Origin of the sequence: Pseudomonas sp. B1(2018) (assembly GCF_003097365.1) — a bacterium.
GTDB classification, from domain to species: domain Bacteria; phylum Pseudomonadota; class Gammaproteobacteria; order Pseudomonadales; family Pseudomonadaceae; genus Aquipseudomonas; species Aquipseudomonas laurylsulfatiphila.
In genome coordinates this window covers 21,027-43,256 of sequence record NZ_PYUK01000014.1, presented here as the reverse complement: position 1 = coordinate 43,256, position 22,230 = coordinate 21,027, and the positions used below count along the sequence as shown (strand labels likewise).

Annotated in this window: 26 protein-coding genes, 1 tRNA gene and 1 pseudogene; 17 read left to right on the top strand and 11 right to left on the bottom strand. The window is 58.4% G+C overall.

The window, feature by feature from the left end; translation table 11 throughout:
• Positions 1-2: 2 nt before the first annotated feature.
• Both C9422_RS21240 and C9422_RS21235 read left to right on the top strand, forming a co-directional pair.
• Positions 3-1,241, top strand: a complete 1,239-nt coding sequence (locus C9422_RS21240; RefSeq protein WP_116582027.1) for a cytochrome c — start codon at positions 3-5, stop codon at positions 1,239-1,241.
• 1 nt (position 1,242) lies between these two features.
• Entirely contained in the window at positions 1,243-2,214 is a 972-nt protein-coding gene (locus tag C9422_RS21235; RefSeq protein WP_116582026.1) for an XdhC family protein, read from the top strand.
• A 162-nt stretch (positions 2,215-2,376) separates the two neighbouring features.
• Here the strand turns inward: C9422_RS21235 and C9422_RS21225 are convergent, their stop codons facing one another.
• Complete coding sequence (locus C9422_RS21225) at positions 2,377-3,660, bottom strand: FAD-binding oxidoreductase (protein ID WP_116582024.1); 1,284 nt, start codon at positions 3,658-3,660, stop codon at positions 2,377-2,379.
• Positions 3,661-3,844: 184 nt separating this feature from the next.
• Between C9422_RS21225 and C9422_RS21220 the strand changes: the two genes are divergently transcribed.
• A tRNA-Val gene (locus tag C9422_RS21220) sits at positions 3,845-3,921 on the top strand.
• A gap of 181 nt (positions 3,922-4,102) precedes the next feature.
• On the opposite strand, the gene C9422_RS21215 is transcribed toward C9422_RS21220, so the two are convergent.
• Both C9422_RS21215 and C9422_RS21210 read right to left on the bottom strand, forming a co-directional pair.
• Complete coding sequence (locus tag C9422_RS21215) at positions 4,103-4,291, bottom strand: hypothetical protein (RefSeq protein WP_116582023.1); 189 nt, start codon at positions 4,289-4,291, stop codon at positions 4,103-4,105.
• 282 nt (positions 4,292-4,573) lie between these two features.
• Complete coding sequence (locus C9422_RS21210) at positions 4,574-6,850, bottom strand: acyltransferase family protein (protein WP_256590008.1); 2,277 nt, start codon at positions 6,848-6,850, stop codon at positions 4,574-4,576.
• On the opposite strand from C9422_RS21210, the pseudogene C9422_RS32620 reads away from it, so the two are divergent.
• A pseudogene (locus C9422_RS32620) lies at positions 6,731-6,979 on the top strand (glycoside hydrolase family 19 protein); the annotation flags it as partial. The gene C9422_RS21210 and the pseudogene C9422_RS32620 sit on opposite strands and share 120 nt — an antisense overlap.
• A 46-nt stretch (positions 6,980-7,025) precedes the next feature.
• On the opposite strand, the gene C9422_RS21200 reads toward C9422_RS32620, so the two are convergent.
• Entirely contained in the window at positions 7,026-7,232 is a 207-nt protein-coding gene (locus tag C9422_RS21200) for a hypothetical protein (RefSeq protein ID WP_095965321.1), read from the bottom strand.
• Between the two features lie 251 nt (positions 7,233-7,483).
• Between C9422_RS21200 and C9422_RS21195 the strand changes: the two genes are divergently transcribed.
• Positions 7,484-7,678 (top strand): hypothetical protein, encoded by a 195-nt coding sequence (locus C9422_RS21195; RefSeq protein ID WP_007975687.1) that lies wholly within the window; start codon positions 7,484-7,486, stop codon positions 7,676-7,678.
• 91 nt (positions 7,679-7,769) lie between these two features.
• Here C9422_RS21195 and C9422_RS21190 read toward each other — a convergent pair whose 3' ends face one another.
• Positions 7,770-8,522: a carbonic anhydrase gene (locus C9422_RS21190; RefSeq protein WP_116582021.1), complete on the bottom strand. Its 753-nt coding sequence runs from the start codon at positions 8,520-8,522 to the stop codon at positions 7,770-7,772.
• 203 nt (positions 8,523-8,725) lie between these two features.
• Between C9422_RS21190 and C9422_RS21185 the strand changes: the two genes are divergently transcribed.
• A complete protein-coding gene (locus C9422_RS21185; protein WP_116582020.1) occupies positions 8,726-9,181 on the top strand; it encodes a DUF2214 family protein in 456 nt (151 codons plus the stop codon).
• A 185-nt stretch (positions 9,182-9,366) separates the two neighbouring features.
• Here C9422_RS21185 and csrA read toward each other — a convergent pair whose 3' ends face one another.
• Positions 9,367-9,558, bottom strand: a complete 192-nt coding sequence (gene csrA / locus C9422_RS21180; protein ID WP_007975691.1) for a carbon storage regulator CsrA — start codon at positions 9,556-9,558, stop codon at positions 9,367-9,369.
• Between the two features lie 250 nt (positions 9,559-9,808).
• On the opposite strand from csrA, the gene C9422_RS21175 reads away from it, so the two are divergent.
• A complete protein-coding gene (locus tag C9422_RS21175) occupies positions 9,809-10,174 on the top strand; it encodes an SPOR domain-containing protein (protein WP_116582019.1) in 366 nt (121 codons plus the stop codon).
• An 84-nt stretch (positions 10,175-10,258) separates the two neighbouring features.
• Here C9422_RS21175 and C9422_RS21170 read toward each other — a convergent pair whose 3' ends face one another.
• The 3 genes from C9422_RS21170 to C9422_RS21160 all read right to left on the bottom strand — a co-directional run bounded on the left by C9422_RS21170 (position 10,259) and on the right by C9422_RS21160 (position 12,490).
• Positions 10,259-10,948, bottom strand: a complete 690-nt coding sequence (locus C9422_RS21170; RefSeq protein WP_116582018.1) for an endonuclease — start codon at positions 10,946-10,948, stop codon at positions 10,259-10,261.
• Positions 10,949-10,952: 4 nt separating this feature from the next.
• The gene (locus C9422_RS21165) at positions 10,953-11,192 is read right to left on the bottom strand and encodes a DUF1654 domain-containing protein (protein WP_116582017.1); all 240 of its coding nucleotides are present in this window, start codon (positions 11,190-11,192) and stop codon (positions 10,953-10,955) included.
• Between the two features lie 209 nt (positions 11,193-11,401).
• A complete protein-coding gene (locus C9422_RS21160; protein WP_116582016.1) occupies positions 11,402-12,490 on the bottom strand; it encodes an asparaginase in 1,089 nt (362 codons plus the stop codon).
• 365 nt (positions 12,491-12,855) lie between these two features.
• On the opposite strand from C9422_RS21160, the gene C9422_RS21155 reads away from it, so the two are divergent.
• The 8 genes from C9422_RS21155 (at position 12,856) to C9422_RS21120 (ending at position 20,604) form a co-directional block, all read left to right on the top strand.
• A complete protein-coding gene (locus C9422_RS21155) occupies positions 12,856-13,317 on the top strand; it encodes a hypothetical protein (protein ID WP_116582015.1) in 462 nt (153 codons plus the stop codon).
• Positions 13,318-13,510: 193 nt separating this feature from the next.
• Positions 13,511-14,482, top strand: a complete 972-nt coding sequence (locus C9422_RS21150) for a sugar ABC transporter substrate-binding protein (protein ID WP_116582014.1) — start codon at positions 13,511-13,513, stop codon at positions 14,480-14,482.
• 55 nt (positions 14,483-14,537) lie between these two features.
• On the top strand, positions 14,538-16,091 hold the full coding sequence (locus tag C9422_RS21145) for a sugar ABC transporter ATP-binding protein (protein ID WP_116582013.1): 1,554 nt from the start codon (positions 14,538-14,540) through the stop codon (positions 16,089-16,091).
• Entirely contained in the window at positions 16,088-17,065 is a 978-nt protein-coding gene (locus C9422_RS21140; RefSeq protein ID WP_116582012.1) for an ABC transporter permease, read from the top strand. The genes C9422_RS21145 and C9422_RS21140 overlap by 4 nt, the downstream gene beginning before the upstream one ends.
• A gap of 3 nt (positions 17,066-17,068) precedes the next feature.
• Complete coding sequence (locus C9422_RS21135) at positions 17,069-18,088, top strand: LacI family DNA-binding transcriptional regulator (protein ID WP_116582011.1); 1,020 nt, start codon at positions 17,069-17,071, stop codon at positions 18,086-18,088.
• A 125-nt stretch (positions 18,089-18,213) separates the two neighbouring features.
• A complete protein-coding gene (rbsK, locus tag C9422_RS21130) occupies positions 18,214-19,131 on the top strand; it encodes a ribokinase (protein WP_116582010.1) in 918 nt (305 codons plus the stop codon).
• On the top strand, positions 19,128-19,532 hold the full coding sequence (gene rbsD, locus C9422_RS21125) for a D-ribose pyranase (protein ID WP_116582009.1): 405 nt from the start codon (positions 19,128-19,130) through the stop codon (positions 19,530-19,532). Before rbsK ends, rbsD begins: the two co-directional genes overlap by 4 nt.
• A gap of 94 nt (positions 19,533-19,626) precedes the next feature.
• Positions 19,627-20,604, top strand: a complete 978-nt coding sequence (locus C9422_RS21120; protein ID WP_256590002.1) for a nucleoside hydrolase — start codon at positions 19,627-19,629, stop codon at positions 20,602-20,604.
• Positions 20,605-20,637: 33 nt separating this feature from the next.
• On the opposite strand, the gene C9422_RS21115 is transcribed toward C9422_RS21120, so the two are convergent.
• On the bottom strand, positions 20,638-20,850 hold the full coding sequence (locus tag C9422_RS21115; protein ID WP_116582007.1) for a hypothetical protein: 213 nt from the start codon (positions 20,848-20,850) through the stop codon (positions 20,638-20,640).
• Positions 20,851-20,984: 134 nt separating this feature from the next.
• Here C9422_RS21115 and C9422_RS21110 point away from each other — a divergent pair, with 134 nt between their 5' ends.
• Together C9422_RS21110 and C9422_RS21105 are read left to right on the top strand one after the other, a co-directional pair.
• Entirely contained in the window at positions 20,985-21,290 is a 306-nt protein-coding gene (locus tag C9422_RS21110; protein WP_116582006.1) for a hypothetical protein, read from the top strand.
• 165 nt (positions 21,291-21,455) lie between these two features.
• The gene (locus C9422_RS21105) at positions 21,456-21,776 is read left to right on the top strand and encodes an I78 family peptidase inhibitor (RefSeq protein WP_104449607.1); all 321 of its coding nucleotides are present in this window, start codon (positions 21,456-21,458) and stop codon (positions 21,774-21,776) included.
• Between the two features lie 70 nt (positions 21,777-21,846).
• Here C9422_RS21105 and C9422_RS21100 read toward each other — a convergent pair whose 3' ends face one another.
• Positions 21,847-22,059, bottom strand: a complete 213-nt coding sequence (locus C9422_RS21100) for a cold-shock protein (protein WP_003179963.1) — start codon at positions 22,057-22,059, stop codon at positions 21,847-21,849.
• Positions 22,060-22,230: the final 171 nt, after the last annotated feature.

Sequence of the window (22,230 nt, the reverse complement as noted above, 5' to 3'; positions counted from 1 at the left end):
GCATGAAGTCACTATTGTCCCGCCTGACGCTGGCGGTCGGCCTGGCTGCGCCTGTGTTGCTGGCCCACGCCGATGAGGCGCAGGTCAAGCAAGGCCAGTACCTTGCCCGCGCCGCCGATTGCATGGCCTGCCACACCGCGCCGGGTGGCGCGCCCTATGCGGGCGGCCTGCCGATCGTGTCGCCCTTCGGCACGATCTACGGCACCAACATCACCCCGAGCAAAGAGCACGGCATCGGCCTGTACAGCGATGACGAGTTCTTCGCCGCGCTGACCGAAGGCAAGCGCCGCGATGGCGCGAACCTGTATCCGGCGATGCCGTACACCTCGTATCACCTGATGCCGCGCGCCGATTCCGATGCGATTCATGCCTACCTGAAAACCGTCGAGCCGATCGAGCGTGCCGCGCCGGTCACCCGCCTGAGCTTTCCGTTCAACGTGCGCCTGGGCCTGATGGGCTGGAACATGATGTACGGCAAGGACGTGAAGCTGGAGCCGGCTGAAGGCAAAAGCGAAGCCTGGAAGCGCGGCCAGTACATGGTCGACGTGCTGGGTCACTGTGGCGAATGCCATACGCCGCGCGGCTTGCCGGGTGCGATGCAGCAGGACAAGCGTATGACCGGCGGGCTGCTTAACGGTTATCTGGCGCCAAGCCTGCTGGCCACTGACCTGGCTGCCCGTGGCTGGAATCATCAGGACCTGAGCTCGTTCCTCAAGCACGGCATGAGCGCCCAGGGCACGATGTTCAACGAGATGTTCCCGGTGTTCCACAACAGCACCCAGGGTCTGAGCGATCCGGATCTGGCGGCCATGGCGACCTTCCTGCTCGGCGATCAGCCGCCAGCGGCGAAAGTGCTCACCGAAGTGCCGTTGGACAAACTGAGCCCGAGTGCCCAGCGCGGCCGTCAGGAATATTTGAACGTCTGCGCCGGTTGCCATGCGCCGGGCGGCGAGGGCAAGCCGCACATCGCCGTCGCCATGCGTGGCAACACCACACTGCGCCTGGAAGACCCGCGCAACCTGGTGCGGGTGATCGACGACGGTATCGGTGAGCAGAAGTTCTCCGGGTTCGAGCACATGCAGCCGATGCCGGGCTTCGCCGAGAAGTTGAGCGACGGGCAACTCACGGATCTGCTGAACTACCTGCGTCAGGGCTGGGGCGGTCAGCCCAATGACCTGGCGGTGAACGACGTGCAGAAGTTGCGGGCCGATGCGCCGCCGCTCGAGCACAAGGCGCACTGATATGCAGCATCTCGATCTGCAAGTGGTGCGCCGGGCGCTGGAGTGGTCGACGGCCGGTCAGCGTATCTGGCTGTGTACAGTGTTGGCCACTTACGGCTCGGCACCGCGTGCACCGGGTTCGCTGCTGGCGGTGAACACTGACGGGCACTGGGTCGGTTCGCTGTCCGGTGGCTGTGTCGAGGAAGACTTTCTTGAGCGAGTCGCCGAGGGCGCGTTTCTGCAGCCGGTCAGCGTCGTTCGCTACGGCGAAGGCGACGACCCACGCTCGCGCGTCAGCCTGCCCTGTGGCGGGGTGCTGGATGTGCTGGTCGAGAAGCTTGACGCCGATTGCGACGTGCAAGCGCATTTGCGCGAGCTGGAGGCGGCGCTGTTGGGCCGACGTCGGTTGATCCGCGAAGTCGATCTGCAAAGCGGTGCGCGCAGCCTGTTCGATGATCGTGAGCAGGGTGTGCGCATCGAGCGTGAGATCGACCGCGTGCGTGTGCGTGTCGGCGCGGCCCAGCGTCTGCTGCTGGCCGGGTACTCCAGTGTGGCTCAGGCCTGTGCGGAGTTTGCCGTGGGCTTGGGTTTCGAGGTGATTCTGTGCGATCCGCGGGACGAAGTGCTGGAAGGCGTCGTGCTGGAAAACGTGGAGATTCGCCGCCAACTGCCGTCGGTGTTCATCGCCGACGGCGGCTGCCACAGCGACACGGCGGTGGTAGCGTTGACCCACGATCCGCGGATCGATGACCTGGCGATGATGGAGGCGGTGCGCACCGAGGCGTTCTATATCGGTGTGATGGGCTCCATGCAGACCTCGCAGAAGCGCTTCGAGCGCTTGCGGCGCATCGGCGGTCTGGGAGAGGTCGAGTTGGGGCGGATTCATGCGCCAATCGGGCTGAACCTGGGCAGCAAGACCCCGGCAGAAATCGCTCTGGCGGTGTTGGCTGACATCTTGCGAATCCGCAGCGGTATCCCACGGGATCGTCTCTAACCCATAACCCCTGTGGGAGCGGGTGTACGCAACATCTGCGGGTATGCAAAAAACATTGTGGGAGCGAGCTTGCTCGCGATGAGGTCGACACATTCAACACGGATGTCGCCTGCCAGTCCGCCATCGCGAGCAAGCTCGCTCCCACAATGTATTGCGTGCCGCTTAGTAGCCGAACTTGTCCCGCAATCCGTAATACCAGGCCCCCAATGCCGCAAACGGCGTACGCAGCAATTGTCCGCCAGGGAACGGGTAGTGGGGCAGATCGGCAAACGCGTCAAAACGCTCAGCCTGGCCGCGCAACGCTTCGGCCAGCACCTTGCCCGCCAGGTGCGTGTAAGTCACGCCATGGCCGCTGCAGCCCTGGGAGTAGTAGATGTTGTCGCCCAGGCGTCCGACCTGAGGCAGACGCGACAGGGTCAGCAGGAAGTTACCGGTCCACGCGTAATCGATCTTCACGTCCTTGAGCTGCGGGAAGGCCTTGAGCATCTTCGGTCGAATGATCGCTTCGATGTTCGCCGGATCCCGCGCGCCGTACACCACGCCGCCGCCGAAAATCAGGCGCTTGTCACCGCTGAGGCGGTAGTAGTCGAGAAGGTAATTGCAGTCTTCGACACAGTAATCCTGAGGCAGCAGGGTCCTGGCCAGTTCATCGCCCAGTGGCTCGGTGGTAATCACCTGCGTTCCGCAAGGCATCGACTTGGCGGCCAGTTCCGGCACCAGATTACCCAGATAAGCGTTGCCGGCGACGATGATGAATTTGGCCCGGACCTTGCCCTGCGGCGTGTGCACCACCGGATTCGCACCGCGCTCGATGCGTACGGCCGGCGACTGCTCGTAGATCGTCCCGCCCAGGGACTCGACGGCTGCCGCTTCACCCAGCGCCAGGTTGAGCGGATGAATGTGGCCGCCGCTCATGTCCAGCATGCCGCCGACATACTGATCACAGGCCACCACTTCGCGGATGCGGCGTTGATCCATCAGCTCGAGCCGGGTGTGGCCGAATCGCTCCCACAGGCGTTTCTGCGACTCCAGATGACCCATCTGCTTGGCGGTCATCGCGGCAAACACACCACCGTCCTTCAGATCGCACTGGATGTTGTACCTGGCGACCCGTTCACGAATGATCCGGCCACCTTCAAACGCCATCTGCCCCAGCAACTGAGCCTGCTTGGGACCGACCGTGCGCTCGATGACATCGATGTCGCGGCTATAGCTGTTGACGATCTGCCCGCCATTACGCCCGGACGCTCCGAAACCCACCTTGGCGGCCTCAAGCACCGTGACCTTGAAACCGTTCTCCAGCAGAAACAAGGCAGAGGACAGCCCCGTGTAACCGGCGCCAATCACACAGACATCGGTCTCGACGTCATCCTGCAACGCCGGGCGCGGGGGAGCCGCATTGGCCGATGCGGCGTAATAGGATTCTGGGTAGGGGGTGTTAGCCATCCGGCAGCCTCTGTTTAATATATTTTACGAGTGCGTTGATCCTACCCGAGTTGAAAATCGCCCGCCAGCCACCCGGAAAATCTTCTTTGTACCGGCAAAATTAAATATTTTGCATATTCATAGGGTTAGCGCGAAAAAAGGTGTTGACACCCCTCCGGAATTCCGTAGAATGCCGCCTCACAGCAGGCACGTAGCTCAGTTGGTTAGAGCACCACCTTGACATGGTGGGGGTCGTTGGTTCGAGTCCAATCGCGCCTACCAAACAAAATCCGCTCTGCTGGGCGGTCTGGAAGGGCTCACCGAAAGGTGGGCCCTTTTTTGTTGTCTGGTGTTTGGGCGAGCATTGGGAATGTTTTGGGCAAACGACAGCCGCGCTACATCTTCAGGTCGGCTTTAACCTTCATGTAAACCACCGCGTCATCACGCTGGCTGGCATGTTGTCCTAGGCGTGTGAATCGTTCCAAGCCCGGGCAAATGACTTGGTCAGGTAATCCGCTGTCACTGCGTTCCAGTGTAGCTTGGCGTCGAGCTGGGAGCGTTTGCGTGCCTTGGGCGAGTGGTGGGTCAGGTACGGGCAGACGCCCGGCGATTTCTTGCGCTCCAGCATCGCCTCCCGAAGTGACTGGCCCATGACAATCTCCAGGTGCACAGGCTTCCCGTAGTTCTGCGTCTTCTCGGGCGCAGCAACCCCAGTCGGATGGCGCGTTTCAGCCAGGCCGGCGTCCCGATGTACTCCAGAATCCTGTTCAAACCTTCGACAGTGTGTCGCTGGCGCTACCCACTGCCTGACTGATAGCTGCCTGCCCAAAACGATCAGCGGTCAGACTCCCCGGCCGTTATAAACAGGCCGGAAAGTCCGTGTATTATTTTATTGTGCGCTGGAAGAATCGTAAAAGCAGTCGCTGCTGGAGCTCTAGTTTGGATCGGTCCTTGATTGCTCGTTGGTTACAAGGTCTACCAGCAATTTTTTTGCCAGGTATTCAGACGCTATTGGCGTAAGGTGTCCATAATCCCAGCTTGTGATGCCTGTTTTAATGTCATTTCCCACGTAGGTCATGCAGCCATCTTTATTGCAGAATGCGCTTATTATATCGGCATAAATTGCTCCCGAGTTGGCCAGGCTTTTTTTCAACTCGGTGTTTTGATCCATCACTATCATGTTTAGCCCTAAAAGAGTGCGCCTTGGCGTGTTAATCCACAGGGTTTTCATGATTGTTTTAGGAAGATCATTTGTCCAGTGTGGTGTGGGTCCTGTAAATATAACGCGCTTGACTCCAGCCTCTTTCAATACCAGGAAAATACGGCGAAGAGCCGCCGGGTCGTGGTTTTCATTTTGGCCAACAATGACTACGTCTGGAATTACTTGCTTTATTTGCTTGAGAGCAAACCAGTTCGACTGCGTACAGAAATCTGTGGTTGAAGGGTTGGCGTCGGGAGACGCCACGCATCCTGAACTGGCGACTTGCAGGACATCCCAGTTTTCAGGCATTTCTTTTCTTAACCCTGAGAAAAGTTGTTGAGCGTGAGAGTCCCCCCAGATAAATAGTGTCTTGCCATTCGGGAATTGCTTTGTGTAGCAACTGCTGTCTATTTCGGCGACCGGTACATTTGTGGAATTTCCTTGGACGTACAGGGCTGTATTTTGAAAATTGCACTCGCCACGATAATTCTTGAATAATTCAAGTTTTGCGAAGTATTTTCGCTCTGGTAAAGAGTTTTCAAAATACTCCGCGAATTCCTCTCTGTCTTTTAAGCGAGATTTGAAGCCGCCATTTGCGTATGTAGTGTATCCAGTTATCCCGAAAAACAGCATAAGAACGATCAGTGCTGTTGTTCTTGTTTTGTTGAAACCGCCAAGGCGCAATGGCCGCTCGACAAATTTATAGGTCAGCCAAGACAGGAGTACGGAAGTCACAACAGCCAGGCTCAATGTTGTTGGTGAGGCTGTGGTCCCTTCCAGGATATGAACGAATGATAGTAGAGGCCAATGCCAGAGATACAATGGGAAGCTGATAAGTCCGAACCAGACGAATATTCGATTGGACAGTACTGTTCTGTTGAACCATGCATATGGACCTCCCGCGATAATGAGAGATGCGCCCACCGTTGGCAATAGTGCCCACCAACCGGGAAACTGGTTGCTCTTGGTAGTGAGGGAGAAAGCCACTGCGAGGCATGTAATCCCAACAAAGGATTGAGTGTTTCTGATAACTGGCCCGCCGACCCCTCTCCATTTCGGGAATGTCTGGCTTTTATACATGCTCACATAGGCCAGGTATGATCCAATTAGAAGCTCCCAAAATCTGGTTTGCGGTGAGTAGAAAGTGCTAACCGGATCTGACTGTACGCTAATTAAGTTTAAGGCAAATGATGTGCCGCCAATCAAGGCGAGTAGTATCAGAGTGTTCAATCTTATTTTAAATGCGGCCCAGAGTATCAATGGCCAAATCAGATAAAATTGCTCTTCAATACCCAGGGACCATAAATGCAGGAGCGGCTTTGTGTCTGCGCTATTGTCGAAGTAACCGGATTCTGCACGTAGCACGAAATTTGATATGAATGCAGAGCCTCCCGCAATGTGTTTTCCAAGTTGCATATATTCATCAGCAAGGAGAACGAACCAGCCGAATGCCCAAGTGGCGGCAAGCATGAGCAAGAGCGCGGGAAAAATCCGAGTTACCCGACGACTGTAGAACTCCACGAAACTAAAACTGTTTTTCTGAAGGCTTCCGAAAATGATGCTGGAAATTAGGAAGCCGGAAATAACGAAAAAGACATCAACACCAACGAACCCACCCGGAATCAGGGATGGAAAGGCATGGAACGCGACGACGGACAGGACTGCAATCGCGCGCAGCCCATCAATATCTGGCCGATATTTAGGGTGACTCAGGTGCTTATCGACCGCTGATTGCGGCGATTCGGATAAGGAAGTCATTGTTTTTAGTAGATCCGATTTAATTGAACGCCATACTTGGGCGTCGAGCAGCATACCAGCACCACAAACCTTTCCCGTCATCGCGCGGTTTTTTTTCGCCCGGAGAAAGCCATGCCTATCACCGCGCAGCAGCTGCTGCAGATCCTCCCGAGCGCCCGCCGCCAAGCGGGCGTTTTTGCACCTTCGCTCAACGCGGCCATGGACTGCTACCAAATCATCGGCGCAAAACCTGTTGCCGCGTTCGTTGCGCAGATCGGCCATGAGTCTGGACAACTGAACTACGGGTGGGAAATTTGGGGGCCAACTTCGGCCCAGATCAAATGCGAGGGTAGGGCAGACCTGGGCAGCACCGTAGCAGGCGACGGCTCCAGGTATCGCGGCCTGTTGCCGGGTAAATCAATCAGTGTGTCGCCTGCCTCATAAAAGTTCAGAGCGCGAAACCCGTCGCATGAACCAGATGCACCTCCTGCGCTCCAGCGATCAGGTGCATCGGGACGTTCTGTTGTACATCGATGGACGGTACCTCGAAGCTCCCTACAATCTGGAGGTGTCGCTCGCTCAGTTCGGTCGACTCTGCTGCCTTTTCCTTTGCCATTCTCGCGTGGTTCATTGCGATTTCGTTGAGCGTTGACACGTTACATCTCCCGGTGACTGACCAAGCGTATCGCTGGAGTCCTTAAGCGTTGATTGAATGGCTGCTGCGTCAGAATTATGTCGTTCCCGCGCTGCTACGCGCGATCTGTGCAATCCTCAAGCCACGGATGTGGTTGAATTCATCGTCGTGTTTTCGCAGGCGACGAATGGCGGGCGGCGGTGGATGTTGGTCCGGATTCTTTGTCATTCAGGCGTAAACTAGTGGGGCTGCCTCACTGAAAGGAGCCGCCTATGAACGTCGATCAAATCAGCAAACAGGCACCCGTAGACAAAGCCGTTTGGGATCAATACTTCTGCGCTGCGTTGATTGCCGAAAGCAATCTGACTGCCCCGGTTGTGGGCGGGGCTACGCACGAAGACAGGCAGAACCTGTTGATCGAGAGGGCTAAAACCCTGGCCGACAAAATGATGGAAAACCGGAAGTAACCAGAGCCCAGCCATCGCGCTGGGCTCTTTGCATGCGGCGCTCTTTGTATATGGGGCTATGCGCCGATGCTGGCGATGTGCGGGTTGTGGGTCAGGCGATCAGCTCTACCTTGCCGCTCGCCAGGCGATAGACACCTCCCACGATCTTCAGCATGCCTTTGCTCTGCGCATCGGTCAGCAAGGGCGAAGCCTGTTTCAGGCTGTTCACCGAATTTTTGACGTTCTGCGCGGTGGCGTTTTCCATCAGGCTCCCGGGTTGCTTGAGCACGGCCTCGATGGCCGACTTGAGTGCGTCGGTCAGTTTCGGGATGTGGCCGGGGAACACCGTCTGGTCCTTGACGGCCTTGATACCGGCCTCGATGGCGCCGCAGCTCTCATGGCCGAGTACCAGGATCAGCGGGGCACCCAGTACGGCGACCCCGTATTCAAGACTGGCCAGGCCTTCCGGGGTGACAAAGTTGCCCGCGACGCGGATGGAGAAAAGATCGCCGCGCGCAGTGTCAAACGCATACTCCGGGGCGATGCGCGAGTCAGAGCAGCTCAGCACGGCCACGAACGGATTTTGGCCCGACACCAGGGCCTCTCGCTCAGCCTTGAAATCATGAGTCGTGGATGTACCGCTTACATATCGTTCATTGCCCTCCATCAGTCTTTTCAGCGCCATGTCCGGACTGATCACGTTTTGTGGTTTGGGTGGGGCTGACGCTTTCTCGGCTGCCTGGATGATCTTGCCGGGCAGTGTGCCGGTCAGCAGCAGGGCGCCTGCGCTCAATCCGGCAAATTGAAGAAAACGACGACGGCCTGCTGTGTTTGAAGCAGAGCTTGAATCACATGATTCACACATGATTTTGTTTACTCAGTTCAATGCGGTGAGAGTGAGTTGCTGTTGGGGCTGGAACTGCCACGGTAGCTCAATGCCAGCGCAGTGGAGTCTAGTTGGTCTGTCATATTGTGTACCGGGTCTGGTCTGCGGATGCCGTGCAAGCAGCCATTTCATGGGCTACTACTGTCAGGCTCATACAGCTTCTACCTGGCAGGAGTTTCTCGATGCTGACTCATTGGTTTCTGGCGGCGGTTCATCTTTTGGCGGTTGCCTTGGGATTCTGGGCGGTGCTGGTTCGAGGCACGGCTTTTCGGCGTCTGGCCGACGGGGCAGGAGAGGTGCGCAGTGTCCTGATAGCGGACAATATCTGGGGTATTTCGGCTGTCGTGCTGCTGATCAGCGGGGGGATGCGAGCCTTTGCCGGGTACGAGAAAGGCACGGACTATTACCTGCATCAGCCGCTGTTTCATCTGAAGATGACGCTGTTCGTGCTGATCTTGCTGCTGGAGATTGCGCCCATGGTGACGTTGATCAAATGGCGGATAGCGCTGGGCCGTAAAGTCGCCTTCGATACTGGCCGTGCGAAGCTGTTTGCACGGATCAGTCATGTCGAGGCGCTGCTGGTGCTGTTGATGGTGGTGGCGGCGACTGGCATGGCGCGCGGGGTGATGTTCGGTTGATCACGCAGCGAACGCGTCCTTCCCCAGCATAAACAAGAAATGTCTGACAGCCAGGGCCTTGAGCTTGTCGCTAGTATCGACCCCTGAAAGTTTGCGTGGGAAAGCATGGGGAAGCGATGCGATGCTGAATCTTTAGCCAGCCGTGGTTACGCACTGCACGGGCTGGCTACTGACTGCAGCAGAATTCAGGACTGCGGCTTTTCCGGGGCGGTCAGGCCGGCCTGAATGCGCTGATAAATTTCTTCACGGTGCACTGCAACGTCCTTCGGGGCGTTGATGCCGATCCTGACTTGCTGGCCGCTTACGCCCAGGATGGTGATCGTAATGTCATCACCGATATTAATGCTTTCACCGACTTTGCGGGTGAGTATCAGCATGGTCTTCTCCTTGATTGCTTCGTGGGGCACCTGATTCGGACAGTGCAGAGGTCGGTGGTATGTATAGATTAGTGCGAAGTCTGACAGTTTGGGTGCCTCTTTCTGACGCGCAGATGTGGCATTAATTCCCAAGGCGTAACTATACAGAGGCCGTCACCATGATTCTCGTTGTTTTGAGCCCATTTTACGGCACTCGTGAAGTATTCATGGATGTTAAAATCCCCGCTTTAAGCATTTAGAGGGAAACGCCGTGCGCAAAATGGTCTTGGTACTCGCGATGTTGGCACTGGCGGGATGTGGAGAGGGTAGCAGTGTGGATGCGCCGAAGCCAAAACCGGCCATGGCTGCCGTACCCGCGGCAGTGTCCGGCCCGCAATGGGATCTTGAAGTGCGAGGTGAAACCCCTCAGGCAGTCAGTGATTTGAGTGGCTGGCTGATCGAGCACAGTTTCATGTCCAGCGTCGTCAAGGAAAATGGCAATACACGAATCCTGATGGGCCCGTTCAATTCAAAAGCCGAGGCCGAAGCCAAGCAGGATGAAGTCCGTGCGGCGCTCACTCGCTCGAAGAAGCAGAACATCGAATTGCTGGTGCTTGAGCGTCCGGCCGCTCAATAACATTCGGCAGCGAAGATGTTGGGCAAACTAAAAGGCCTCGGGGTTTAGCCTCGAGGCCTTTTTGGTTTCAGGTGTCGCCTGGATTCAGCCGCAGGCCTTCATGTCCACCGGGCCGACGAACTCGTTGCCGCGCCCCATGACGCACCCCACGCTCTGGTTGCGTTGACGTTCCCAGGCTTGTACGGGATAGGTTTTGTCCCAGGCTTCGTACAGTTGCCGATCCTGTTTCGACAGGCGCAAGCCATACTGCTTGCTCATGTAGAAGTAGGTTCGGGCGATCATGCCGCGGATGGACGGGCGGGGCATGACTTTCCTGGCCTTGAAGTCGACTTGGGTCAGGCACGAACCATACTGTCCCGACTGTTCGGGCAGCCAGCCGAAACTGAAGTTGCTGCGATCGCCATTGACCTCGCCAATGCTGGGCACCAGGTTGTGCAAGTCAGCTTCGGCCTTCTGGTAAACCGGATCGTAGCGCGTACAGTTCTTGCGACCGCCTTCTTGCCAGCACTGGCGTTGATGACCGATCTGCCAGGCTGGAACGATATGCTCCCACTCGATGCGGGATGCGCGCTTGGCATTTTTACGCGGCACATAACCGCAGGCGGCAAGGTTCACCCGGTTGCCGGTGTACTTGCAGCCACAGTAAAACTCGGTGGATTGGGGCGCGTAGAGCTTCCACGCGACCTTTTTCGCTTCGGTGAAGGTGCGCGGCGCGTCGGCTTGCGCAGCCATGGCAAAAAACACAAACAACAAAACAAACCAGCGGCCACTCATCGACTCAATCTTCCTTCGGCACAACCCAGAAAATCTGCACGCCGCCATCGTCGCGATAGGCGAGGGTGACGTTGTCGTTCTCGTCGATTTCTTCCAGCAAGCGTTCCCATTCATCCATCGGCTCGTCAGGCAGGCGGAAGATCAGTGCTGCCCTGGCCTTTTGTGCGGTGGGGGAGTTGATGATTTTCTGAACGCGCAGGCCCATGCGTACATAGGTGTCAGGAGAGGGAGAGGTAGTGTCCATGGGATTATCCTTATTAAGCTGTACGTGCATACAGTATTTAACTGTAGGCAATTTCGCAACTGCTTAAAAACCAAGAAAATCCTCTGACAGCGGTTTGTTCCATTTGATGTAAGGCGTAGGGAGTTTTTTGTCAGATCGAGCGGCGCCAATCGCCAGGGCTGGTGAATGGCGCACAGGGTGCCCGACCGGATCGGTCGGGCGAGGGCGAATCAGTATTCCCAGAACATCCGCTGCAGCTCTTTGCTGTCATTGGTCTTGGTCAACGCAACCATCGCCAGGATCCGGGCCTTTTGCGGATTCAGGTCGTGGGTCACGACCCAGTCGTATTTGTCGTCAGGCTGTTCGGCGTTGCGCAATACGAAGCCGCCGGCGTTGACATGGGAGGAACGAATGATCTGCACGCCGTCCTTGCGCAAGGCTTGCAGGGCAGGGACCACACGAGACGATACCGAGCCATTGCCGGTGCCGGCGTGGATGATGGCTTTGGCGCCTGATTGGGCGAGGGCCTTGTAGGCGGTGTCGCTGACATTGCCGTAGGAATAGGCGATCTCGACGTCAGGCAGGCTCTTGATGGTCTTGATGTCGAATTCGGAATCCATGGTGTGGCGCTTGGCTGGCAAGCGGAACCAGTAGGATTTGCCTTCTACCACCATGCCCAGAGGACCCCAGGGGCTTTTGAACGCTTCGGTCTTGATGTTGATCATTTTGCTGACGTCGCGACCCGACTGGATTTCATCGTTCATGGTCACCAGCACGCCTTTGCCTCGCGCATCCTTGCTGCTGGCCACAGCCACCGCGTTGTACAAGTTGAGCATGCCATCGGCGGACATCGCGGTGCCTGGGCGCATGGAACCCACAACAATGATCGGCTTGTCGGTTTTTTCCACCAGGTTGAGGAAGTACGCGGTTTCTTCCAGGGTGTCGGTGCCGTGGGTGATCACGATGCCATCGACGTCTTTGCTGTCGGCCAGTTCGGCTACGCGGCGGCCCAGTTGCAGCAGGTTTTCGTTGGTGATGCTTTCGGAGGCGATTTGCATGACCTGTTCGCCGCGAACGTTGGCCACCTGGCTCAGTTCCGGGACGCCAGCGATCAGTTGTTCAATGCCGACTTTCGCCGCTTGATAGGTCGCGCTGTTGGCGGCGCTGGCGCCGGCGCCGGCAATGGTGCCACCGGTGGCCAGGATCACCACGTTGGCCAGTTTCTGTTGGGTTTCGGCTTCTTTGGCCTGAAGGGCGGTCGGCAGAAGCAGTAGCAGGGCCAAGGCGCCCGGAACAAAGGTCTTGAGTGCAGATGTCATTATTTTTCTCTTCTAGTTGTGAGACGGTGCAGATGCAGGTTCATCTAGATACGCCCCAGGCGAATCTGAACGCCGGAGGTGAGTGGAGAAGAGCAGGATCTGTACCAGTAACACCCTGAATCGAAAAACACGCGTAACTTAATGATTTGTAACGGTATTGCTGTTTGTGTCAGGAGGCGGTTCCGGGGCCGGGCGTCCGGATTGCCGAACATGTTTAACTTTTGCGTTCGGCTCTCCGAAACGGATGGCAGTCCTGTTCAAGACTCCTGTTTAAAATTCAAGGGCGTGAAATCGTCGTTAACGACTAAAGAAAAGCGCGCGTCGGTCGATGCTCCTTCAAGGGATCTATTTCTGCAGGAGTTCACATGTCGTTATCCATTGGCTTCCCGAATGCCGCAAACATCACCATCGGGGGGAAGCCTGCGGCGACCATCCGTGCCTCGGGCGATGCGACAGAGGATGCAGGTGCCCAGGCGCTGGGGGTAAAGGAAGGCGACGGCACCCGGGTTAAAACCGGTCCGGCAGGTCTGGGACAAAGTGCCGGCGCACAGGCCGAATCGGAAACCGGCGATAACACCAGTTTTGCGGTGAAGGTCCTGCTCAAGCGCCTGAAGGAGTTGCAGCAGCAATTGCGTGAGCAACAGCAACAATTGGCCCAGGCCCAGGCGGCGTCTTATCCGACCCCGGAAGCCAAGACCACCGCGGTAGCGGCCCTTCAGGCCCAGGTTGCCGCAACCAACGGCGCGATCCTGCAGGTGAGTGCGAGTCTGGTCAAAGAGTTGACCAAGGGTTCCGGCACGGGATCGGTGGTCAACACCACGGCATGAACTGAATGCCGTTTTTCGCCAATCCGCTCTGAAAGCACTTTTCAGGTCGTTGACAAATACCGGCAGGATTCGCATAGTCTGGGTCACGCAAACGTTTGCGCGACCCACTGTAATGGCTTTTCATCACAGTGGGTCGTGAAGCTTACGCCGGCGCAAGCGTTGCTCACAATAATCATAAGATCGGAGTGAACCCATGAAGCTGCCATTTGCTGGACGTCTTCTCGCTGTCGCTGTGCTGGCTGCCGCATCCGCTGCACTGCCTGTCTCCTCTGCCTTCGCTGAAACCACAGAAAAACCGAAAGTCGCACTGGTCATGAAATCCCTGGCCAACGAGTTTTTCCTGACCATGGAAGACGGCGCCAAGGCCTATCAGAAAGATCACTCCGGCGAATTCGAGCTGATCTCCAACGGCATCAAGGATGAAACCGACACTGCCGGCCAGACGCGGATCGTCGAGCAGATGATCCTGGCCAAGGTCAATGCGCTGGTGATCGCACCCGCAGATTCCAAGGCCATGGTGCCGGTGATCAAGAAGGCCATCGATGCCGGTATCACCGTGATCAACATCGACAACCAGCTGGACCCTGCCGTCGTCAAAAGCAAAAACATCAGTGTTCCGTTCGTAGGCCCGGACAACCGCAAGGGCGCACGCCTGGTCGGCGATTACCTGGCCAGGCAACTGAAGGCCGGTGACGAAGTCGGCATCATCGAAGGTGTGTCTACCACCACCAATGCCCAGCAGCGCACCGCAGGTTTCAAGGATGCGATGGAGGCGGCGCAGATCAAGGTCGTGTCGTTGCAATCCGGTGACTGGGAAATCGACAAAGGCAACAAGGTGGCCGCCTCGATTCTCAGCGAATACCCGCAAACCAAGGCCCTGTTGGCCGGTAACGACAGCATGGCGGTTGGCGCGGTGTCTGCCGTGCGCGCCGCGGGCAAGGCCGGCAAGGTGCAAGTGGTCGGCTACGACAACATCAACGCCATCCAGCCGATGCTCAAGGATGGTCGAGTGCTCGCCACTGCCGACCAGTTTGCAGCCAGGCAGGCGGTGTTCGGCATCGAGACGGCGTTGAAGATTCTCAAGGGCGAGAAGGTCGACGGCGGCGCCAATGGCGTGATCGAAACGCCGGTAGAGTTGGTCACCAAAGAGCAGCTCACACAGTAACCTTCTGGCGACGCAACGGCGCTCGTCCAGGCGGACGGGCGCGTGGAGATTTTTTATGTCCGCTTGCGCTACGAACGCTGTCCTCTCGGTCAGCGGTATCGGCAAGACCTACGCCCAACCGGTCCTGGCCGGCATTGACCTGACGCTCATGCGCGGTGAAGTGCTGGCGCTGACCGGCGAGAACGGCGCAGGCAAAAGCACGCTGTCGAAAATCATTGGCGGGCTGGTCGCGCCGACTACCGGGCAGATGCAGTTTCAGGGGCAGGACTATCGCCCAGGCAGTCGGAGCCAGGCAGAAGAGCTCGGCATCCGCATGGTCATGCAGGAACTCAATCTGCTGCCGACCCTGTCGGTGGCGGAAAACCTGTTTCTTCACAATCTGCCCAACAGCGGCGGCTGGATCAGTCGCAAGCAGTTGCGCAAGGCTGCCCTCGAGGCCATGGCTCAGGTCGGGCTCGACGCCATTGACCCGGATACCCTGGTCGGCGAACTGGGCATCGGTCATCAGCAAATGGTAGAGATCGCCCGCAACCTGATTGGCGATTGTCATGTGCTGATTCTCGATGAGCCCACCGCCATGCTCACGGCACGCGAAGTCGAAATGCTGTTCGAGCAGATCACCCGCCTGCAGGCTCGCGGCGTATCGATCATCTATATCTCTCATCGCCTCGAAGAGCTGGCGCGGGTCGCGCAGCGCATTGCCGTGCTGCGCGACGGCAATCTGGTCTGTGTCGCGCCGATGGCCAACTACAACAGCGAGCAACTGGTCACCCTGATGGTTGGCCGCGAGCTCGGCGAACACATTGATATGGGGGCGCGCAAGATCGGCGCCCCGGTGTTGACGGTCAAGGGCCTGACCCGTGCCGACAAGGTTCGCGACGTGTCGTTCGAAGTGCGTGCCGGCGAGATTTTCGGCATTTCCGGTTTGATCGGCGCGGGGCGCACCGAGTTGTTGCGCCTGATCTTCGGTGCCGATATCGCCGACAGCGGCACGATTGCCCTGGGCTCGCCGGCGCAGCTCATCACTGTGCGTTCGCCGGTGGATGCGGTCGGGCATGGCATCGCGCTGATCACTGAAGATCGCAAGGGCGAAGGCCTTTTGTTGACGCAGTCGATCGGTGCCAATATCGCCTTGGGCAACATGCCCGGCATCTCCAGCGCCGGCCTTGTCGACAACAATGGCGAAAACGCCCTGGCCCAGCGGCAGATCGACGCCATGCGCATTCGCAGCTCCGGTCCGGCACAGTTGGTGTCCGAGCTGTCCGGCGGTAACCAGCAGAAAGTCGTCATCGGTCGCTGGCTGGAGCGCGATTGCTCGGTGCTGCTGTTCGACGAGCCGACCCGGGGCATCGACGTCGGCGCCAAATTCGATATCTACAACCTGCTCGGTGAGTTGACCCGCAAGGGCAAGGCGCTGGTGGTGGTTTCCAGCGACTTGCGCGAGCTGATGCTGATCTGCGACCGGATCGGTGTGCTGTCGGCAGGGCGCCTGATCGATACGTTCGAGCGTGACAGCTGGACCCAGGATGAATTGCTCGCCGCTGCTTTTGCCGGCTACCAAAAACGTGATGCGCAGCGCTTCGACGCCGCGCCTAGGGATCTTCCATGAAAACCGCTTCTTTCGCCGGCACACGCAGTGGCAACTTCTATGGCCTGGGCACCTATCTGGGCCTGGCGGGTGCCTTGTTGGCGATGATCGTGCTGTTCTCGGTGCTCAGCAGTCACTTCCTGTCCTACGATACGTTCAGCACCTTGGCCAACCAGATTCCGGACCTGATGGTGCTGGCGGTCGGCATGACCTTTGTGTTGATCATCGGGGGCATCGACCTGTCGGTGGGTTCGGTGCTGGCACTGGCGGCCTCGACCGTGAGCGTGGCGATACTGGGCTGGGGCTGGAGCGTGCTGCCCGCAGCGTTGCTCGGCATGGCCGTCGCGGCGCTTGCGGGCACCCTCACCGGTTCGATCACGGTGGCGTGGCGGATACCGTCGTTCATCGTCTCCCTGGGTGTGCTGGAAATGGCGCGCGGGGTGGCGTACCAGATGACCGGGTCGCGTACGGCCTACATCGGCGATGCGTTTGCCTGGTTGTCCAATCCGATCGCCTTCGGCATTTCACCCTCGTTCATCATTGCGTTGCTGATCATCTTCATCGCCCAGGCCGTGTTGACCCGCACAGTGTTCGGTCGCTACCTGATCGGTATCGGCACCAACGAAGAGGCCGTGCGGCTGGCGGGGATCAATCCGAAGCCCTACAAAATCCTGGTGTTCAGCCTGATGGGGTTGCTGGCCGGCATTGCCGCGCTGTTTCAGATTTCTCGCCTGGAAGCCGCCGACCCGAATGCCGGCTCCGGTCTTGAGTTGCAGGTGATCGCCGCCGTGGTAATCGGCGGGACCAGCCTGATGGGCGGGCGCGGCTCGGTGATCAGCACGTTTTTTGGCGTCCTGATCATTTCCGTGCTGGCCGCGGGGTTGGCGCAGATCGGGGCAACCGAGCCGACCAAACGCATCATTACCGGCGCGGTGATCGTGGTGGCGGTGGTGCTGGACACTTATCGCAGTCAACGCGCAAACCGGCGGACCTGAGTCATGGCGACTATCAAAGATGTGGCAGCCCTTGCCGGCATTTCCTACACCACGGTTTCCCATGTGGTGAACAAGACCCGCCCGGTCAGTGAAGAAGTCCGGATCAAGGTCGAGGCCGCGATCCAGACCCTCGACTACGTCCCCAGTGCCGTGGCCCGTTCACTCAAGGCCAAGACCACGGCGACCATCGGCCTGTTGGTCCCCAACAGTCTCAATCCGTACTTCGCCGAGCTGGCCAGGGGGATCGAGGATTACTGTGAGCGAAACGGTTACTGCGTGATCCTGTGCAACTCCGACGACAATCCGGACAAGCAGCGCAGCTACCTGCGTGTGCTGCTGGAAAAACGCATCGACGGCCTGATCGTCGCCTCGGCCGGCGGCGACAGTGGCCTGGTACAAGGTCTGAAAGGCGTGCGCACGCCCATGGTGATCGTCGACCGCGGACTGGACGGTGTCGATGCCGACCTGGTGCGCATCGACCATGAATACGGCGCGTACCTGGCGACCCGACACCTGTTGGAGTTGGGCCACCGGGATATCGCCACGATCAGCGGGCCGGAAAACACCAGTGTGTCGCAGATGCGTCTGGCGGGTTATCGCAGGGCCTTGAAAGAGGCGGGCGTCGAAGTCTCTCCCGAGCGCATGCTGGCAAGCGATTTCACCAGCACCGGCGGTTACAGCGCTGCCGCGATTTTGCTGGAAAGCCATCCGCCTACCGCCATTTTTGCCGCCAACGACATGATCGGCATTGGTGTGCTGCGGGCCGCCGCCGAGCGCAATATTCGCGTACCGAGCGAGTTGTCGGTGATCGGCTTCGACGATATCCAGATGAGTCGGTATGTCTACCCGTCGTTGACCACGGTGGGGCAATCGATCCTGCAACTCGGTGAAATGGCTGCCGAAGTGCTGTTACGGCGAATCGCCACGCCGGGTCTGGCAACTGATCAGCGGATCGTGACGCCGAGTATTGTCATCCGTGAATCGACGGCGCCGTTGGCCGGCGTGTTTGCCCAATTCCGTTGAAACAGAAAGCCGTTGAAAACAGAGGGCCGTTGAAAACAGAGAGCCGTTGAAAATAGCGAGCCGTTGAAAACAGAAAGCCGCTGAACCGACAGCGCCGCCGAAACAGAATCGATGAGTAGCAATGTATGCCAGCAAAAGTAGTGGTAATAGGCAGTTTGAACATGGACCTGGTGACCCGGGCGCCGCGTTTGCCCAAGGGCGGTGAAACGCTGATTGGCCAGTCGTTTGCCACCGTCTCCGGCGGCAAGGGCGCCAATCAGGCCGTGGCTGCGGCGCGGCTCGGAGCCCAGGTGTCGATGATCGGTTGTGTGGGCAATGACGCCTATGGTGAGGCACTGCGCGGGGCGCTGTTGGCCGAGCAGATCGATTGCCAGGCGGTGAGTACCATTGACGGTTCCAGCGGCGTGGCGTTGATCGTGGTCGACGACAGCAGTCAGAACACCATCGTGATCGTTCCCGGTGCCAACGGTGCGCTGACCGCTGAAGCCATTGACCGTTTTGATTCGGTGATACAGGTGGCGGACGTGCTCATCTGCCAGCTGGAAGTCCCCGATGCCTCTGTTGGCCATGCGCTCAAGCGCGGCCGCGAGCTGGGCAAGACGGTCATCCTCAACCCGGCGCCGGCCAGCCGTCCGTTGCCATCGCACTGGTACGGGTCTATCGATTACCTGATTCCCAACGAGAGCGAAGCGTCGGCCTTGAGCGGAGTGTCTGTGGACTCCCTGGAGACCGCGCAAGCCGCTGCGACCCGGCTGATTGCCCTGGGCGCCGGCAAGGTGATCATCACCCTCGGCGCGCAAGGTTCGCTGTTTGCCGATGGCCAGCGCTTCGAGCATTTCCCCGCGCCGGTCGTAAAGGCTGTCGACACCACGGCGGCGGGCGATACGTTCGTCGGTGGTTTCGCTGCGGCGTTGGCTGCGGGTCAGGATGAAGTGCAGGCGATCCGCTTCGGACAGGTGGCTGCGGCGCTGTCGGTCACCCGTGCCGGCGCGCAACCGTCGATTCCCGCCTTGAGCGATGTACAGGCGTTTAAAACCCCATGAAAAAGACACCCTTGCTCAACATCGCTTTGTCACGGCTGATCGCCTCATTGGGGCACGGCGACATGGTCGTCATCGGCGACGCCGGTTTGCCGGTTCCACCGGGCGTCGAATTGATCGACCTGGCCTTGACCCAGGGCGTACCGGATTTTGTCAGCACATTGAAGGTGGCGCTCAGTGAGATGCAGGTCGAAAGCCATGTGCTGGCTCAGGAGATTTTCGATAAGAAACCGTCGGTCCTGATCGCGCTGGATGAACTGAACGGCGAAGGCGCACTGGGGCGACGTGAGGTGCTCAGCCATGAACAATTCAAGGTCCTGAGCCGGCAAGCGAGGGCGATTGTTCGTACAGGCGAGTGCCAGCCGTACTGCAATATTGTGCTGGTCGCTGGCGTAACATTCTGACTGGCTGACTGTGCTTTGATTTCCCTGGCGCAAGGAGCGCGCCACGTATCGCTACGCTCGGAAACTGCATCCACTGCTCCGGAGTCTGCTGCTTTTGTCCCTGATTACCGCAACGAACGCCCAGGCGGCACAAAAAATCGACTTGATCATCGACACCGATCCGGGGGCTGACGATGTCGTTGCCCTGTTGTTCGCCCTGGCGTCGCCGGACGAGCTGAATGTCCGGGCACTGACCACCGTTGCGGGCAACGTTCGCCTGGACAAGACCTCGCGCAATGCGCGACTGGCCCGGGAGTGGGCGGGGCGCGAAGAGGTGCCGGTCTATGCGGGCGCGCCGAAGCCCCTGATGCGCACACCCATCTATGCCGAGGACATTCATGGCACGGAGGGGTTGTCCGGCGTTGCCGTGCATGAGCCCAAACAAGGCCTGGCCAAGGGCAGTGCCATCGCTTATCTGATCGAAACCTTGAAATCCGCCGAGCCCCACAGCATTACCATCGCCATGCTTGGCCCGCAGACCAACCTGGCCCTGGCGCTGATCCAGGAGCCGGGTATCGTTCAGGGCATCAAGGAAGTGGTGGTCATGGGCGGCGCGCACTTCAACGGCGGCAACATCACGCCGGTGGCCGAATTCAACCTGTTCGCCGATCCGCAAGCCGCCGAAGTGGTGCTCAAGAGTGGCGTGAAGCTGACCTACCTGCCGCTGGATGTGACCCACAAGATCCTGACCAGCGAAGCGCGTCTGAAACAGATTGCTGCGCTGAACAACAATGCCAGCCGTTTGGTGGGCGACATTCTCAATGAATACATCAAAGGCGACATGGAACACTACGGCATTTCGGGTGGCCCGGTGCATGACGCCACGGTGGTCGCTTACCTGCTCAAACCGCAATTGTTCAGCGGCCGCTCGGTCAACGTGGTGGTCGACAGCCGCGAGGGGCCGACTTTCGGGCAAACCATCGTTGACTGGTATGACGGTTTGAAAGCGCCGAAGAATGCGTTCTGGGTTGAGAGCGGCGATGCCCAGGGCTTCTTCGATCTGCTGACCGAGCGTCTGGCCCGTCTGAAGTAAGTGTCATCTCCCGCAGGTGCCTGCCTGCGGGGTTCACTCCCGTCCGCTGACGGTTTCGGCCTTCTGGTCCGACAGATGCTTCTCGAAAATCTGCTCGATGAACGATTGGGCGGCTTCGGTTCCCAGGTCCCTGACCAGCAGGTCGATACCGATAATGGCAAGCTCTTCCGTGCTGCTTGGACTGTAGGAGCTGTGGCCGTCCTGCCACTTGGCCTTGATGTCGGCGTCGATGCTTACGGTGGTCATGATGGCACTCGTGAAGTCGGGGGGAAGTCTGAGTGCCGAGTTAACCATTTTGCGGGGCTTTTGACACGTCGACTTAGGCATGAAAAGAGGGCTGTGCGACACTTGGTCTCTGTCGAATTTTCAAGGAGCACGCTGTGCAGATCGATTTGAACTCCCCGAATGGCCTGACCCTCGAGGCGGTGCGTCAGTTGCTGGCCGGCGCCAGTGACGATGAGCACACCCAGTTGCGGGTCACCAAGGGAGGTATTGCCTACATCTCCTCGGGGGTCGTGGGCGGAACCGATATCGACGGTTTGTTGTTCCGGCTCGAAACCTGGGCCAAGGGCTCCGGTTATGTCGGACGGGTCGCGGCCAGCGATGAAGTCTGGGTCATGCAAATCTTCAATGCCTTGAAAGAGAACTGGCCCAATCCGCCTTACGACTACATCGACGTCTATTGAGCGTTGTTCATATTCAGTCACGATTCAGTGATTAAGGGCAGAGCGGCGCTCAGGCAGAATCGCGGCTCGTGCGGATTGCGGGCAGGGTGCTGGCACTGCCTGTGAAACCAAACGCCAGTCTGGTTGTCGCACGATCTCAGCTTAATCATTGAATAAGGAGGCTTCATGCCTTGGAAGCTCGCGTCATTGGGTACTTTGCTGGCCGTTGCCACGCTGGCCGGTTGCAGCACTGCCTCTACGGAGTCGGCAAACGCGGATGTGGCGACGACTGACACGGGTCACAGCCGCTGTGAAGCGAAGGCTGCCGAGTTCACCATCGGCAAACAGGCATCGCCGCAGCTGCTTGAGCAGGCGCGTACCCGCGCAGGGGCGCAAAGCGCGCGGTTCCTGCTGCCAACCGATATGGTGACGCTGGAGTACCGTTCCGATCGCCTGAACCTGAACACCGATGCCGGCAGGGTGGTCACCCGGGTCAACTGCGGCTGATCCCCAGGCTTTTGTTTCACCCATAAAAAACCCCGTCACATGGACGGGGTTTTTTTAGTGCGCCTGGAAATTACTCTGGGCGAACTTGAGCAGCTTGCATACCCTTTTGGCCTTTCTCAGCCACGAAGGAAACAGTCTGGCCTTCTTTCAGGCTTTTGAAACCGTCGCTTTCGATAGCTTTGAAGTGTACGAACAGGTCGTCACCGCCACCTTGAGGAGTGATGAAGCCGAAGCCTTTTTCATCGTTGAACCATTTAACGGTGCCGGTTTGGCGATTAGACATGGTGTATCTCCAAGAAACATATATTTTCAGTAGTACTGTGCTGCTCAGGCCAACTGGGCACACCCGAGTATCATAGTCGAAATGTTCGGTTTGGGACCCCCCCAGACGCGCTGTTTGCTTTCATATTGCACGTCTTTCACCACCAGGAATGGCTGTGAGCCCCGGTTTCAG